Origin of the sequence: Capillibacterium thermochitinicola, assembly GCF_013664685.1 — a bacterium.
In the GTDB taxonomy this organism is placed as follows: domain Bacteria; phylum Bacillota; class UBA4882; order UBA10575; family UBA10575; genus Capillibacterium; species Capillibacterium thermochitinicola.
Window position 1 is genome coordinate 79,144 of the sequence record NZ_JAAKDE010000012.1, and the last position, 14,569, is coordinate 93,712.

Below are 14,569 nucleotides of genomic sequence, written 5' to 3' on the forward strand. Positions count from 1 at the left end.
AAATCCAGGTGATCTTCGCGGGAAATCCTTCCTTAACGATCCATGTCTTTACGCCAGGGCATCACCACCGCTTCCAACCAAGACACCAAGAGGTAAAAACCAATCCCCATGACCGCCAGCGCCAGCAAGGCCACGAAGATCAAGGCGGTGTCAAAGGTCCCCCGGGCAAAATAGACCAGATAACCGAGGCCGCGCCCGGCTCCGGAAAACTCGCCGACGACGGCCCCGATTACGGAAAGGGTTAATCCCATCCGAAAACCGCCAAAAAGGACCGGTAAAGCCGAAGGAACCTCCAGTTTAAAAAAGATCTCCCGTTTCCCGGCACCCATGATCTTGAACATCTCTTTCAAGCGGGGATCGGTCTCTCGCAGGCCCACCACCCCATTGGTCAAGACGGGAAAGAAAGCGGTCAGCGCGGCGATGATAACCTTGGAAGTCAGGCCGAACCCAAACCAGATTACCATCAGGGGCGCCAAAGCAACGATCGGGATTGCCTGGATAGCCACGACCACCGGCGTCACCAAGCGGTCCAAACGGGGGTGGCGCGCCAGCAAATAACTGAGGGGTAAAGCGGCTCCGGCTCCCAACAAGAACCCGAGGAACGCTTCGCCTAAAGTCGTCCGGAAATGGACGGCAAAAAGCCCGCCCTGGCGGAAAAGTTCCCGGGCGCGACGGGCAACGGCCACCGGGGAAGGAAGAATATAATCGGGGTAAAAAGTCGCCAGCCAGGACCAGACCAAGAAAATAACCATACCCACCAGGAGAAGAGCGATCAGCCTTTCCCCACCGGAATTGGAATTGGCCACCCGTCTACTCATCACCGCACCATCCTTTCTCCAAAAGTTCCTGGACGGCACCGACCAAAGCGGCAAACTCCGGCGTGCTCATCAGCTTAAGCTCCCGCGGGTACGGGAGATCAATCTTCACCTCACCCAGCATCCGTCCGGGTTTTTCCCCCATCACCACCACGCGGTCGGCCAAAAAAACCGCCTCGAAGATATTATGGGTGACCATCAAACCGGTAAACGGCGTTTGTCGGCGAATACCCATAATCTCCAGATGGAGTTGGCTTCTGGTCAGGGCGTCAAGGGCGGCAAAGGGTTCATCCAGGAGCAGGAGCTCGGCCTTGCTGACCAGGGCCCGCGCCAAAGCCACCCGTTGCCGCATCCCACCGGACAGTTGATGGGGATACTTGTCTTCCACCCCCTGCAGGTTAACCAGACGTAAAGCCGCCTGAGCCTGGGCTTTCCATTGCAACCGGTCGCCACGGCGGCCGTTCAACTCCAGGGGCAACACCACATTGTCAATGACCTTCCGCCAGGGCAAAAGCAGCGAATCCTGAGGGACAATACTCAACCGCGACCAATTGGGCGGCTTTTTCTCCCCAAAAACTTTGACCTCCCCCCGGTCGGGCGTTAAGACCCCGGCCACCAAACGTAAAAGGGTCGACTTGCCACAACCGCTGGGGCCAACCAAACAGAGGAACTCGCCTTCATTCACCACCAGATTAACCCCGTCCAGCTCCGGTGGACAGTGCGGGGAAAAGGCCAGTGTAACATCGTTAACCTCAATAACCGCTCCCACTTGTTATCCTCCTCTTATTTTGACAAAGAAAAAACCCCGAAGTTTTCCTTCAGGGTTTTCGTCACAGCCAAGCGCCAGCAAGCGCTCTAGTTCAGACTCCTTCTCCCATCCGGACTGTACCGTCGGTTCTGGACTTGCACCAGATCAGCTTAAAAAATTAAGCTCGTGGACTTGGGTTAACCCCTTACCACCGGTCGGGAATTGGCCATGCGGCCTCACCCTGCCCTGAAGGATCTTATAAAATATATATTGTTGTCTGCAAATGTATTTTACCGTTTTTCTTTCCTTTTGTAAAGGGCGATCTCCTGGATCGCCACGGCCTCCCTGGCAACGGAAACAAGGCAATAAGCTTATAACGAAAGCTTATGCACCAAAACGGTTTTCTTCACTTCTTCCCGCCTTAAGTAAAGCGGTAGTTCTCCCGCGGGGAGATCCCGCCGGTCAAGGACGAAAAAGGCCGCCGGGTAGGTCAACCTTTGTATTGCTCCCGCCTGGAGCGGTTTTTCTTCCCGGTAGGCAATCTCAAGGCCGTTTTTTTTCAAACGGACCCCCAGCGGGGCCAACCCAAACCCGCCGGTGGGGCGTTCACCCAAAAACACCCCGATCACAAGGTTTCTTTCAAAATTAATTTTATAGGGTTGGAGTACAGCCGGGGCTTCCTCGGCACTGGTATATACTTCGCAAGCGGGTCCCTGGCACCGGTTGAGGTTTTTCGCGATAAAATCAAACTTGAGCGCTTTCCCCCGTTCGGTCGGCCGCCAGCGCAAGCGTCCGCCGGCGGCGACAATCCCCGATCTACCGATGGCGTCGCCCACCAGCCCGCGCAACCGGCGCCAGCGCTGTAACCACCGGCGGCGTCGGCTAAAAAACATCGGCATCATCTTGACCAGCAGATTGGCCAAGCGGTCCGCGTCATGGCGGACCAGTCCGTTGGTGTTCAAGAGCGGTGCCTGAACCGGACGCACGCCAAGGCTGAGCACCATCTCGGGATCAGGAAGGACCGGCTCGGCCCCTTCTTCCGCGTAGACGGCCTTGACTTCCGGGGGGACCTCCTGGTTGTTGATGATCATATAATCTACGAGCTTGGGGTCGGTGTGTTCCAAAAGCGCCCGCAAGTGATCAGAGGCGCTAAAACCATCGGTTTCCCCGGGTTGCGTCATGACGTTACAGACATAGATCTTCGTCGCCCTTGCCGCTTTCACGGCGGCCACAAGTTCTTTAACCAGCAAGGGCGGGATTACGCTGGTAAACAGACTCCCCGGCCCAATGATAATAAGGTCAGCCGCGGCGATCGCTTCCAAACTCTCGGGGACCGCTTTTGCCGCCGCCGGTTCCAAGTAGATCCGTTTAATCGGGGTCTTACTCTTGCTGATGGTTGACTCGCCTTCCACCATCGCCCCGTTCTGCAGTTCAGCCCGGAGACTGACATTGTCCAGGGTCGCCGCGAAGATCCGCCCTTTGACCGCCAAGACTTTCACCGAAGCCTCGATCGCCTTTTGAAAATCCCCGGTAATCCCGGTCATTGCTGTCAGGAAAAGATTACCAAAACTATGGCCGGCCAAACCGCTCCCGCCGTTGAACCGGTACTGCATCAACTGCTCCATCAACGGCTCCAGGTCGGCCATGGCAATCAGGCAGTTGCGAATGTCGCCGGGCGGTAAAATACCAAACTCCTTCCTGAGCCGCCCGGAACTGCCCCCATCATCGGCCACCGTCACGATGGCGGTCAGATCGTTGGTTATTTTTTTTAACCCGCGGAGGATCGTCCCCAGGCCCGTGCCGCCACCAATCACTACAATCCGGGCTTCCCGTTCCAATAACCGGAACCACTTTCGCTCCGTGATAAAGGCCATCCCCCGCAGATTGCGGACCCGCGGCACCCAAACCACCAGCAACAAACCGCCGGCAACCAGACAGACCCCGAACCAAAGGTTAAGTCTGGTTTTGGCGAAAATAGTCAGTATGCCGCAGACGATCAGTCCCAATCCGAAGATCAGCCTGGTACGCCAGGGATCAGGGCGGTACGGTCGGAGCATAATCTCTCCCCCTAACTGATATCTCTATGCTCAACCAGGGCCTTGTAACCCTTGGCTTTTATGAAGTCCCGGAGTTTATTGGCGATGGTGACCGAACGGTGACGCCCGCCGGTACAACCAATCCCAATCACCAGTTGTAACTTGCCCTCGTTAATATACTGGGGAATCAAAAAATCAATCAAACTATAGAGCTTCGAAAGGAATTTCGTGGTCACCGGCCACTTCAGCACATAATCGGCGACTTCCTGACTGTTTCCGTCCAGTTCCCGCAGGGAGTCGACATAAAACGGGTTCGGCAAAAAACGGACATCAAAGACCAGGTCGGCGTCGAGGGGGATCCCATGGCTAAAGCCAAAAGAGACAATGGTGATGACCATCTTCAGTCCTTCATGGGCCTGGCCAAACCGGTTGATAATCTTCTCTCTCAGTTGCCGCACGGTTATATTGCTGGTGTCGATGATCAACGAAGCTTTCCCTTTCAGCTTCTCCAAGCGGGACTTTTCCGCCTGGATGGCGTCGGCAATCCGCCCTTCGCCCGCCAAGGGATGAGGACGGCGGGATTCTTTAAACCGCCGGATAATGACGTCATCTTCCGCTTCCAAATAGAGAATCTCGTAGCGGTAACCCTCTTCCTCCAAAAGACGAAGCGAAGAGAAGAGGCTGTCAAAAAAACCGCCGCCTCTGATGTCGACCACCAAAGCTATTCTATTAATCCGCCCTTCCGATTGTGCGCAAAGCTCGGCAAATTTCGGCAGGAGGACGGGCGGGAGGTTATCGACACAAAAATAACCCAGATCTTCAAAGGCTTTCATCGCTTCGGTTTTCCCCGCACCCGAAATCCCGGTGATAATGACGAAACGGATCGTGTTAATCGCCAACCCTCCCCTCAAAACGAGGCCACACCGGAAAGTTCATTTCCATCTTTAATGGTTCGCGAAACAAAAAATCTTTCCTGCCGGGAAATCCTTCTAAATTAAAGAGAAAAGCGCGTTTGCGCTTTTCTTTACTTCCCTTCGCTTGGCTTTGCTTCCGCCCGTTTCGTCCTATCTTAACTGCAAGGCGTTGATCCGGGTCGAATAGAAACTGGTCAATTCCGCGGCCGCTTCCATCGAGGATGCCTCGCTGTAAATCTGAAAGGCCGGTTCCTCGGCATCGGGTAAAACGAGCGCCCAACCCTGATCGTGGAAGACTTTCAAACCGTCTATCACTTCCACCGTTTTGTCTTTATTCTCTTCAAAAAGATGACGCATGATCCGGCCCTTATCTTCCCAGGAACAATCGACCTGTTTGCGGTCGATATGGTAAGTGGGAAGCTGGGCAACCAGGCAGGCCAGGCTCCTTTTTTCTCTGGCCATCAGCTCCAGGATTTTGGTCAAGGCATACAAGCCGTCGTAAGTCGCTTGGAAGGAACACCGGCCATCACCGGCCGGGTAAATCCGGGCTTCAGCCACCTTTTCCATGAGCGCCCGGGGGCTGGCTTTCGTCCGGACCACCTCGCCCCGGTTGGCCCGGATCACCTCTTCGATGAAGGAAGGAGCGGTCACCGGGAGCGGAATCGTCGCCGCGCCACCATACTTCAGGACCAACAGGGAAAGTAACGCGGTAAACTGCTCCTCCGCCACAAAGCGACCTTCCTCATCAACCAGGATTAAACACTCACCGTTACTGGCCAGCAGCACCCCCAGGTCGGCCCGCGCCCGGCGGACCTGTTCCGCCAAGGCGGGTAAACAGGCTTCCCGAAGGTCCTTGACCGTCCGGTATGAGCAGGCGGGGCCGGCTTGAAAGGCCACCGTTTCACAACCGAGGGCCGCCAGGGCCATCGTCAGCAGTGAACCCAAGGGTCCCTCGGCAGCATCCACCCCGGTCACCGCTTTGAAACCGGCGGCGCGGATCTCTTCTCTGGCGGTTACCTTCAAGAGATTCTCGAGATAACGGGCGGAAAAACCTTCAACGCTACGGGTCCGCCCCAGCCGATCAAGGGCGGCCCGCCGGAACTCCTCGGCAAAAAAGGCCTGTTCCACCTTTCTTTCTACGGACCGGTCGATGATCAGCCCCTGCCCGTCAAAGAACTCCACCAGAATATTCTCCGGGGTCGCCGGGGAGACCCGCAGTTGAATCCCGGCCGCCGCTTCCAAAGCCACAACGGCCTGGCGGGTCACCGGGGTTGCCGCCACCCCTAAATCATAGACATTGACGCCGGTTCCCAACAGACCGCTCACCAAGGCGGCTTTCAGTTTCTGGGCGGGCGGAAAATGGTCGGTCCCCAGCACTACCCAGCTGTTCTCCGGCAAAATGGTACCGTAAGCCACCCCCAGTTTGGCGGCAAACTCGGGGGTGAACTCCAGATTGGCCGTTTTATCGACCCCCTGGCGACCGAAGAGGTTCGTCCCCCAACGGTTACCCCAGACCAGACTGGAATTGAGGACCGAACCGCTCTCCAAATATTTCTCCGGCCAGATCCGGACCTCCGGCTTAATGACCGCTTTTGAACCGACGGTACAGCCTTCCCCCAGCACCGCGCCCTCGTAAACCCGCACCCCGGATTTTAAATGGGTCCGGTGGGCCAGGATCGCCCCCCGGATCTCCGTCTGGTAACCCACGTAAGCATGGTTCCACAAGATGGCTTTTTTAAGGGAGGCCTCCTCGCCGACCAGACTATGGTCGCCGATGACCGTATGCTTACCAAGCTTGGCATCTTTCCCGATCCGCACATACCGCCCTAAGGCCACCGGCGCCTCCACTTGGGCTGTGGGGGGCAGTTCCGTTCCCTCACCCACCCAGACCCCGGGGGCCACCTCCCGGCCGGATGGTTTAAACTTCAGCTTGCCGTCCAGAAGATCATAATTCGCCTGCCGGTACTGGGCCAGGTTCCCCACATCGGACCAGTAACCTTCGGCTACATATCCGTACAAGGGAGCGCCCGCCTGTAAAAGCAGCGGGAAGAGATCCTTACTGAAGTCCACCTCTTTGTCCTTCTCGTAATAGCGGAAGATCTCCGGTTCAATCAGGTAAATACCGGTGTTCACCGTGTCGCTGAAGACTTCACCCCACCCGGGTTTCTCCAGGAACCGCTTGATCCGGCCGTCCTCTTCCGTGATGACGACCCCATAATCAAGGGGGTTCGCCACTTTAGTCAGGACAATGGTGACCAAAGCCCCGCGTGCCCGGTGAAAAACCAAGGCTTCCGCCAGATTGATATCGGTCAAAGCATCGCCGCTGATCACCAGGAAGGTCTCGTCCAGAAAAGCCTCGGCATTCTTCACGCTCCCCGCCGTTCCGAGCGGAGTTTCTTCCACAAAATAGCGGAGGTTGACCCCAAACTCCCGCCCGTCCCCAAAATAGTTGGTGATGAGATCGGGAAGGTAAAAGAGGGTCATCCCGATCTCGGCGAATTGGTATTGTTTCAAAAGCGTCAAAATATATTCGACCATCGGGCGGCCGGCAATCGGCACCATCGGTTTCGGCTGTTTACAGGTTAGCGGGCGCAGTCTTGTCCCTTTTCCCCCCGCCATGACAATGGCCTTCATTGGTACCCCCCCTTTTGTTCATTAAAGGCCGGATGCGACCAGCCCGTCTCCGTCCCGGTCAGGGTATACCGCCCGGCGGCGCCGGCGGTAGCCGGCCCCGGGCGGGTCCAATGGTGGCGGGAGAGCTCCCGCGCGGCCATGGCCGTCTGACGGTGCCAATCCGACCGTTGGTACTCACTTTGTACTTCCTGGTAGACATCGATGGTCTGGTCCGCAATTTTACCCCAATTGTATTCGGTTTCTAGATCACGCCGGGCTTGCTCCCGCATGGCAGCCGCCTGCTCCGGGTGGGTGAGGACCCATAAGATATTATCCGCCAGCGATTCCGGGTTGTTGGGGAAAGCCTTCAAACCGTTTCTTCCGTGTTGGACCACTTCACCCAATCCTCCGGTATCGGCGACGACCACCGGCGTGCCGGCCGCCATCGCCTCCAAGGCCACAATCCCGAACGGTTCATACAAACTGGGGAAGACGGCCACATCCGCCGTGCTGAAGAGAGCATTCCGCGTTAAGTCATCCACATAACCGGTGAAATAAAACTTATGGTAAAGGCCCATTTGGCGGGCACGGTGGTGTAAATGTTCCGCATGGGGGCCCTTTCCGGCAATAACAAACTTGACCTTCTCCCGGTGGGCCAAAATTTTAGGGGCGGCCTCCAACAGCAGATCCAGTCCTTTTTCAAAGACCAAACGGCCAACATAAAACACAACCTGCTCGTCATCGGCCGCGTACCGCCGCCGGATCGCCCGGACATCCCCCGCCGGACAGCGGAAAAGCTCCGGATATACCCCGTTGGGAATGACCCGCATTTTATTGACGGGCACTTGAAAGATGCGCTGCAGTTCACCGGACATATAACGGCTGCAACAGATCACCCGCCAGGCTTCATAGGCCAACCACCATTCGACATTACTGATGTAGCGTTGCAACTCATTATGGAGCCCGTTGTTCCTCCCCCATTCAGTGGCATGAATCGTGGCGATCAACGGAAGACGAAAGGCGTGCTTTAAGCCTTTGCCGGCGTAGGCCACCAACCAGTCATGGGCGTGGATGAGATCAAAGGTTTCCCCCTCTTCCACCAGGGAAACCGCCTTCTCCATCAACTGCAGATTGAGCTGCATTACCCAGGAGACAAAGTCGGGAGGCTCAGGAGCGCTGCGCCCGACCCGGCAAACTTTGACCCCTTTAATCTGTTCCGTGGTGCCCATCGGGCCATTACCCCTGGTCAAAACGGTCACTTCTTGTCCTTTTTCCGTTAAGGCCAGGGAAAGATCATGGACATGGGGAGCAATCCCGCCCACGTTTTCCGGTGGGTATTCCCAACTCAGCATTAGAACCCGCATTTGTTCCCTCCTCAAAAAGATTACCGCTCACCCAGATCATGATGGCTTTGGTAAAGTTGTAAACTTATTCTTCCCGGCTGGCCAAGACTTAATGCGCCGGTTATTCCCCTTTTGCCGGGAAAAGACCAGGGGGCCCCTCCCACTCAACAGGCAAGGCGGCTTCTAAGGGCAGGAAGCATCCCCCAGACCAGGGGGCACCCCAACAATAAACAGTTAAAAAACAGTCTACCCCGCGCCAGAAAAAAGAAAAAGGCCTTCTCCCCGTTGGGGAGAAAGGCCTTAACGTTGACATAATCCAGATTTTTTTATTCTACTTTACCCATCCTTGATTTTATTTTTATATCTTTTTATAATTGGTTGACTTTCGGCGCCCGACGCCGGATCTCCACCGCAAAATAATCCATGAGGCCACCGACGGGTGGCTGGGGTTTGCGTACGCGGACAACAATCTCCTGGAGGTTGTAAGCCGCAAGAAGTGTGGCGGCGATCTCTTCGGCCAACCCTTCCACGAGATTAAACGCGCGTTCTTCGACCAGCTTCTTGATGAAGGTATAAACCTCCGCGTAATTGACGGTTGCTTCGAGGTCATCGTTGAGGCCGGCCTGGTGTAAATCCAGGTAAAGTTCGACATCGACCTCAAAGCGTTGCCCCAACTCCTTCTCGGCCGCAAATACCCCGTGGTAACCATAGAAGACCATGTTTTGCAAAACCAACTTGTCGGCAGCCATTTTTCTTCCCTTCTTTCCCACCCAATTTTACCGCTGTCCCTTTCGTTAAAAAACACGACAAATGGTAAATTTACTGTTAAGCAGTTTTTTGATTATTTCGAGACGAATTGACAAACGGTGAAATAACGATACAATTAAAATGACACGAGGGGGGTGTAGCCAATGTCCCAACTTGAGCTCATCACGGAGATCCAAAAACTGAAAGCGGAAAAAGATGCTTTACTTCTCGCCCACACCTACCAAAACGATGAAATTCAGGAGATCGCCGATTTTGTCGGTGATTCGTTGGAACTAAGTCGTTTAGCGGCAAAGTCACCCCATAGGGTGCTTGTTTTATGCGGTGTCCATTTTATGGCGGAAAGCGCCGCCCTCCTTTCCCCCGAAAAAACGGTTTTATTGCCGGCGCCCGAAGCCGGTTGTCCCATGGCGGACATGGCCGACGCCGAGACGGTCAAAGAATGGCGGGCCAAATATCCACGGGCCGCGGTCGTCGCCTACGTGAACACCAGTGCCGCGGTGAAAGCGGTCAGTGATATCTGCTGCACTTCTTCCAACGCCGTAAAAGTCGTGCGCTCCTTGGCCGAGGAAGAGATCATCTTCCTCCCCGACCGAAACTTGGGGAGCTATGTGGCTTCCCAGGTGCCGGAGAAAAAATTCCACCTGTGGCCCGGTTTCTGCCGGACCCATCACCAAGTCACCGTCGACGAGGTGGAGAAGGTGAAAAGGGTTCATCCCGAAGCCAAGCTTTTAATCCATCCCGAGTGCCGGCCGGAGGTTGTCGCCCATGCCGATTTTGTCGGCAGTACGAAACAGATCGTGGAGCAAGTGGCGAAGATGGACGCTTCCACCTTTATTATCGGCACCGAGATGGGAATCATCCATGGTTTAAAAAAGCGTTACCCGGATAAACGGTTCTATCTTTTAACACCCAAGCTGGTTTGTCCGAATATGAAAAAAACCACCTTGGCGGATGTGGCTGCCGCCCTCCGCACACTGCAACCGGTTATTACCGTACCGGAGCCCATTCGCTCCCAAGCCCGCCGTTGCCTTGAACGAATGCTGGCGGTTGTATAGATTCTCCTCCTGTTTCTTCCCTCTCCTCGCCCGCGGGGAGAGGTTTCCCTTTTCTATATCTAAACTACTAAGGAGGCCGTTTGGATGAAGATGAAACTTTCCACTGCCGGTCTACGCACCACTCCTTTTTTGGTGATCGGCAGCGGAATTGCCGGACTTTATACCGCCCTCAAATTAGCAGAAATCGCCGATGTCACTTTAATTTCCAAAGATATGCTGGAAGAGAGTAATACGAGCTATGCTCAAGGCGGCATTGCCGTCGCCCTCAGTCCGGCCGACTCGCCAGATTCCCACTACAAAGACACAATTAAAGCCGGTGCTGGTCTCTGCTTGCCTCCTGCCGTTACGGCTTTAGTGAATGAAGGACCGGAACGGGTCCGGGAATTGATTGCGTGGGGCGTCCCCTTTGATTTTGATGCCGTGGCCGGTAATTTTCTCATGACCCGTGAAGCAGCCCACTCCTTTCCCCGGGTTTTACACGCCGATGGTGATGCCACCGGCCGCGAAATCAGTAAAGCCCTTGCCCGACGGGTCCGGTCCCATCCCCGGATCACCGTCAAGGAATACCATTATGCCGTAGCGCTGCTCACCGGGGAAGAAGGTTGCTATGGTGCCCTGGTCCTGGACGAAACCGGAACCCAGACCAGTCTTTTGGCGGAGGCAACCATCCTGGCCACCGGTGGTTGCGGGCAGATCTTTACCGATACCACCAACCCGGCCGTGGCGACCGGCGATGGGCTCGCCCTGGCCTACCTGGCCGGTGCTCCCTTGGCCGATCTGGAGTTCGTTCAGTTTCACCCGACCGCCCTCCATCTGGATGGTGCCCCTTCTTTTCTGATCACCGAAGCCGTCCGGGGCGAGGGTGGCCTGCTTCGTAACCGGAAAGGCGTCCGCTTTATGCCTTCCTATCACCCCCAGGCCGAACTGGCCCCTCGTGACGTGGTCGCCCGTAGCGTCTGGGCGGAAATGGCGAAAACCGGTAGTGACCATGTTTTCCTTGATCTCTCCCTGTTAAGCGCGGAACTGATTAAACGCCGTTTCCCCAATATCTATGAAACCTGTTTGGGTTACGGCCTTGATATCACCAAGGAACCGATTCCGGTCGCTCCCGCCGCCCACTATATGATGGGGGGCGTCGCCGTTGACCTCTACGGCCGGACTGCGCTGCCGGGGCTCTTTGCCTGCGGGGAAGTGGCCAACCCCGGGGTGCACGGGGCCAACCGTTTGGCCAGCAACTCCCTGTTGGACGGTTTGGTCTTCGGCCACCACATCTTTGAATACCTCCAAAGCGGCGGTTGGACTCGTCCGGCCCTCCCACCCGAATTAACCGCGGTTTTCCCCACCGAAACCAATCCGGAAGATTTAACCGCCGACCGTTTGACCCTCAAAGAGCTGGCCTCCGCCCATCTGGGGATCATCCGCCGGGAAGAAGACTTGCAAAACGCCCAGCGCCGTTTGGCACCGGCGACACCCGCAGGGCCGGTTCCATTAAGCCGTCCTTACTTGGAGTTGCAAAACATGCGCCTCCTGGTCCGGTTAATGCTCGAAGCGGCCTGCACCCGCCGGGAGAGCCGTGGCAGTCATTACCGGGCCGATTACCCCGAGACGGACCCCAACTGGAGAAAACGGATTGTTTTTTCACCGGCCGGCATCAGTTTTATCCCCGCCGACCAGTCTTTTGACTGGCCGTGGTAAAAAGAGAGGTGTTGCGCGATGGAACTCCCGAAATACGTCTATACCGATCTGGTCCGCCAAGCCCTGGCGGAAGATTTGGGCCCCGGGGACATCACTTCCCTGCTGACCATTGAGCCAACAGCCACCACCACCGGCCGTTTTCTCGCCAAGGAGCCGGGGGTGATCTGTGGCTGGGCCGTTGTGCAGGAAGTTTTTCATCAACTAAACCCCGCCATCGAACTGAGGATCGACCAACCGGACGGGGCCCGCGTCAACGCCGGTACGGTCCTGGCCGTTATTTCCGGCCCCACCCGCGATCTGCTCAGTGGTGAAAGGGTGGCCCTGAACTTCCTCCAGCATTTGTCCGGAATCGCCACCGCCACCCGGAAACTAGTTGATTTGCTTGCCGACTATCCCCGGGTCCGCCTGGTCGACACCAGAAAAACCCTTCCCGGGCTGCGCGCTTTACAAAAATACGCCGTCCGGGTCGGCGGCGGTTACAACCACCGTTTTAACCTGGCCGACGCGGTCCTGATCAAAGACAACCACCTGGCGGCTTGTGGCGGGATCAAAGCCGCCGTCGCCAAAGTCCGGGCCGCCGTCCCCCACACTATGAAGATTGAAGTGGAAGTGGAAACGGAAGAGCAGGTTCGCGAAGCACTGGCCGCCGGTGCGGACATTATCATGCTGGACAACATGTCCCCGGCGTTGATGGCCGAGATGGTGCGGCTCATCGACGGTAAAGCATTGGTCGAAGCCTCGGGCAACGTTTCCGCGGAGACGATCCGGGCGATTGCCGCCACCGGGGTGGACCTCATCTCCGTGGGCCGCATTACCCATTCCGTACAGGCGCTGGACATCAGCCTCCGGTTTTAAAAAACTGCTGTTTAAAACTTAAGACACAACAAGAAATTTCTTGAAGGAAAACAGAAAAACCGGTCCACTTTCTGGACCGGTCTCTTTTATCCGGGCTGGTCCGGTTGGTCAAAACAACGTGGCGTGTAATGACGTAAAAGCCATTTGGCCAACCCGTCCAAACCGGGGAAAAGGATCCGTTCGGTGATATTGGCCTGGTCAAGTTTATCCCGGATCTCCCATTTCAACTCCCGGGGAATGATTATTCTCCGGTAAAGATGGGGGTATTGGTAAAGCCACTTGTCCAAACGTCCGGTGGCGGTGGACATCACGGAAAAGAAAGCAAATTGGTTGACGATCCGGGAATCGAGGGAAGGTGGTTCGAAGAAAATAACCAGATCCCGGTCCTGGGCGTGGAAAGCGTCAAAATCCTTCAGCGTCGGTACCGCTTCCTCGATCATCTCCACCGTAAAAGCATTGGCCCCGACCTTTTCCATCACCCCTTTAAACGGCTCAGGCAGCATCCGGTTGACCTGCACGTAATCGACTTGCCAGATCACACCGTCCCGGTCGTATTTGGTGGGGTCATCGGTCACAAAGTGGAGGGCTACAAAGGGTGAATAGGTCCAGTCCAGCAAACGGGTGGGTAAACCGTGGTGTTGCGCCAAAGTCAGAACCCGCCAGTCGGAGGAGACCAGACTGGTGTCGGCAAATTGCCCGTATTTTTTAAAGTTCCGGAGCAAATGGTATTCCAGCTGGGGATTGTCCCGGCAAACCCGGTAGAAACTGTTCTGTAACGGGTAGCCACAATCGGCCAGTCCCCGGAAGGCATAATCACTCCGAAAACGGCCAAGCTCCGGTTTCCAAGCGTTATCATACAAACGCTCGCAAACTTCACTCCAACTACGGACGACAATCTCGTTCTGCGCCATCCCAATTCCCCCCTGCATTACGGAAAACTCCATCCGTCAAAGCAATCGCCCGGATTAGTCTACGTCCGCCAGGTTAATCCTATTATACTTATTAATCACGGTCAAAACCAATTCTCCTCTCGTTTTTTTGCTCCTTTTCTGTTACAATTGGGAAAAAAGACGGAAGGGATCACCGATGATTGCCATCTTCGTTCAGTCCATTTTGATTGGTTACTCGGGTGCGGTCATGCCCGGCTCGTTACTCACTTATACGCTGGACCAAAGTTTAAAATCCGGCGTGAAAGCCGGATTTATGGTTTCGCTGGGGCATAGTCTCCTTGAATTGTTCCTGGTGATCGCGATCTTTTTGGGTTTTGGCCAATATCTCACCACCACCCTCGCCCAAATCCTGATTGGCCTTGGCGGCGGTCTCCTCTTAATCTTTTTGGGCGGCAGAATGGTCCAGGACAGCTGGCGCGGCAACACGGCGATCATCCTGCCCGCCGCCGCCGCGCCAAACAACCGTAGTATGCTGTTGGGCGGCGCTTTAATCAGCGCCGCCAATCCTTACTTTATCATTTGGTGGGTGGTGGTCGGCCCCGGTCTCATTATGAACGCCTTTAACGCCTTTGGTTTTGGCGGGGTTCTCCTTTTTTATCTTGGGCATATCCTGGCCGATTTTTCCTGGTACCTCTTGGTTTCCTGGTTGGTCGGCAAGACCAGGACTTTTATCAACCCGCTAGTTTACCGGTTGGTCATCGGCGGTTTGGGTCTTTGCCTGATCGGTTTCGGGGCCGGTTTTTTCGCCAACTCCCTCCCGCTCATCTTCTGATTCTT

12 protein-coding genes and 1 riboswitch are annotated in these 14,569 nt (G+C 55.7%); of the genes, 4 read left to right on the forward strand and 8 right to left on the reverse strand.

The genetic code is table 11. The features are described from left to right. Nucleotides 1-32 precede the first annotated feature (32 nt). From G5B42_RS06345 to folB, 7 genes are all read right to left on the reverse strand, one after another. Nucleotides 33-818 (reverse strand): ABC transporter permease, encoded by a 786-nt coding sequence (locus G5B42_RS06345; RefSeq protein ID WP_181339615.1) that lies wholly within the window; start codon nt 816-818, stop codon nt 33-35. After that, complete coding sequence (locus tag G5B42_RS06350; protein WP_181339616.1) at nt 811-1,584, reverse strand: ABC transporter ATP-binding protein; 774 nt, start codon at nt 1,582-1,584, stop codon at nt 811-813. The genes G5B42_RS06345 and G5B42_RS06350 overlap by 8 nt, the downstream gene beginning before the upstream one ends. 93 nt (nt 1,585-1,677) lie before the next feature. Then, a riboswitch (FMN riboswitch) is annotated at nt 1,678-1,821 on the reverse strand. Between the two features lie 113 nt (nt 1,822-1,934). Next, nucleotides 1,935-3,620 (reverse strand): uridine diphosphate-N-acetylglucosamine-binding protein YvcK, encoded by a 1,686-nt coding sequence (gene yvcK / locus G5B42_RS06355; RefSeq protein WP_181339617.1) that lies wholly within the window; start codon nt 3,618-3,620, stop codon nt 1,935-1,937. A gap of 11 nt (nt 3,621-3,631) precedes the next feature. Further along, nucleotides 3,632-4,483, reverse strand: a complete 852-nt coding sequence (rapZ, locus tag G5B42_RS06360; protein ID WP_181339692.1) for an RNase adapter RapZ — start codon at nt 4,481-4,483, stop codon at nt 3,632-3,634. Between the two features lie 180 nt (nt 4,484-4,663). Beyond that, nucleotides 4,664-7,147: a sugar phosphate nucleotidyltransferase gene (locus G5B42_RS06365; protein WP_181339618.1), complete on the reverse strand. Its 2,484-nt coding sequence runs from the start codon at nt 7,145-7,147 to the stop codon at nt 4,664-4,666. Next, entirely contained in the window at nt 7,144-8,490 is a 1,347-nt protein-coding gene (locus G5B42_RS06370) for a glycosyltransferase family 4 protein (RefSeq protein WP_181339619.1), read from the reverse strand. The genes G5B42_RS06365 and G5B42_RS06370 overlap by 4 nt, the downstream gene beginning before the upstream one ends. A 347-nt stretch (nt 8,491-8,837) precedes the next feature. Beyond that, nucleotides 8,838-9,218 (reverse strand): dihydroneopterin aldolase, encoded by a 381-nt coding sequence (gene folB / locus G5B42_RS06375; protein WP_181339620.1) that lies wholly within the window; start codon nt 9,216-9,218, stop codon nt 8,838-8,840. A 162-nt stretch (nt 9,219-9,380) separates the two neighbouring features. Here folB and nadA point away from each other — a divergent pair, with 162 nt between their 5' ends. The 3 genes from nadA to nadC all read left to right on the forward strand — a co-directional run bounded on the left by nadA (nt 9,381) and on the right by nadC (nt 12,842). Further along, on the forward strand, nt 9,381-10,292 hold the full coding sequence (gene nadA, locus G5B42_RS06380) for a quinolinate synthase NadA (RefSeq protein ID WP_181339621.1): 912 nt from the start codon (nt 9,381-9,383) through the stop codon (nt 10,290-10,292). A gap of 84 nt (nt 10,293-10,376) precedes the next feature. Continuing rightward, nucleotides 10,377-11,987 (forward strand): L-aspartate oxidase, encoded by a 1,611-nt coding sequence (gene nadB, locus G5B42_RS06385; protein WP_181339622.1) that lies wholly within the window; start codon nt 10,377-10,379, stop codon nt 11,985-11,987. A gap of 18 nt (nt 11,988-12,005) precedes the next feature. Further along, entirely contained in the window at nt 12,006-12,842 is an 837-nt protein-coding gene (gene nadC / locus G5B42_RS06390) for a carboxylating nicotinate-nucleotide diphosphorylase (RefSeq protein ID WP_181339623.1), read from the forward strand. 86 nt (nt 12,843-12,928) lie between these two features. On the opposite strand, the gene G5B42_RS06395 is transcribed toward nadC, so the two are convergent. Beyond that, nucleotides 12,929-13,786, reverse strand: a complete 858-nt coding sequence (locus G5B42_RS06395; protein ID WP_231133293.1) for an FRG domain-containing protein — start codon at nt 13,784-13,786, stop codon at nt 12,929-12,931. Between the two features lie 142 nt (nt 13,787-13,928). On the opposite strand from G5B42_RS06395, the gene G5B42_RS06400 reads away from it, so the two are divergent. Beyond that, the gene (locus G5B42_RS06400) at nt 13,929-14,564 is read left to right on the forward strand and encodes a LysE family transporter (protein WP_181339625.1); all 636 of its coding nucleotides are present in this window, start codon (nt 13,929-13,931) and stop codon (nt 14,562-14,564) included. The last annotated feature ends 5 nt before the right edge of the window (nt 14,565-14,569 follow it).

Coding starts and splice junctions, on each gene's coding strand:
- G5B42_RS06345 (WP_181339615.1), bottom strand. CDS start 818: ATGAGTAGACGGGTGGCCAATTCCAATTCCGGTGGGGAAAGGCTGATC.
- yvcK (WP_181339617.1), bottom strand. CDS start 3,620: ATGCTCCGACCGTACCGCCCTGATCCCTGGCGTACCAGGCTGATCTTC.
- G5B42_RS06365 (WP_181339618.1), bottom strand. CDS start 7,147: ATGAAGGCCATTGTCATGGCGGGGGGAAAAGGGACAAGACTGCGCCCG.
- G5B42_RS06370 (WP_181339619.1), bottom strand. CDS start 8,490: ATGCGGGTTCTAATGCTGAGTTGGGAATACCCACCGGAAAACGTGGGC.
- folB (WP_181339620.1), bottom strand. CDS start 9,218: ATGGCTGCCGACAAGTTGGTTTTGCAAAACATGGTCTTCTATGGTTAC.
- nadA (WP_181339621.1), top strand. CDS start 9,381: ATGTCCCAACTTGAGCTCATCACGGAGATCCAAAAACTGAAAGCGGAA.
- nadB (WP_181339622.1), top strand. CDS start 10,377: ATGAAGATGAAACTTTCCACTGCCGGTCTACGCACCACTCCTTTTTTG.
- nadC (WP_181339623.1), top strand. CDS start 12,006: ATGGAACTCCCGAAATACGTCTATACCGATCTGGTCCGCCAAGCCCTG.
- G5B42_RS06395 (WP_231133293.1), bottom strand. CDS start 13,786: ATGGAGTTTTCCGTAATGCAGGGGGGAATTGGGATGGCGCAGAACGAG.
- G5B42_RS06400 (WP_181339625.1), top strand. CDS start 13,929: ATGATTGCCATCTTCGTTCAGTCCATTTTGATTGGTTACTCGGGTGCG.